Source organism: Corallococcus sp. 4LFB, assembly GCF_046520365.1.
GTDB lineage: Bacteria > Myxococcota > Myxococcia > Myxococcales > Myxococcaceae > Corallococcus > Corallococcus caeni.
This window is the reverse complement of record NZ_JBKGHJ010001287.1, coordinates 1-310: the sequence shown is the minus strand read 5'-3', so window position 1 is coordinate 310 and position 310 is coordinate 1. Positions and strand designations below refer to the sequence as shown.

Annotated in this window: 1 protein-coding gene; it reads right to left on the bottom strand. The window is 74.5% G+C overall.

Features of this window, described 5'->3' with window-relative positions; translation table 11 throughout:
* Nucleotides 1-57: 57 nt before the first annotated feature.
* Nucleotides 58-310: NAD(P)H-hydrate dehydratase (locus tag ACLEQD_RS45355; protein WP_410392068.1), on the bottom strand; the 253-nt coding region annotated here is incomplete at its 5' end.

Genomic DNA, 310 nt, shown 5'->3' with positions numbered 1-310 from the left:
CCCACCGCGTCCAGACGTGGCCCAGGCCCACCAGGAGGTCCGTGGCGATGAGGCCCATCAGCCGCGCTGCTGCGCCATCAGGTCGCCCGCCAGCCCGTGCGCGTAGACGGCCGTCCGCGCGGCCCTGGGCAGCGGGATGCCCTGCGCGAGCAGCGCGCCGCACACGCCCGACAGCACGTCGCCCGTGCCGCCCGTGGCCATGCCCGCGTTGCCGGTGGGGTTGATGTACACGCGCCCGCCGGCCTCCGCGATGAGCGTGCGCGAGCCCTTGAGCACCACCGTGACGTTGAGCGACGTGGCCATGTTGAGC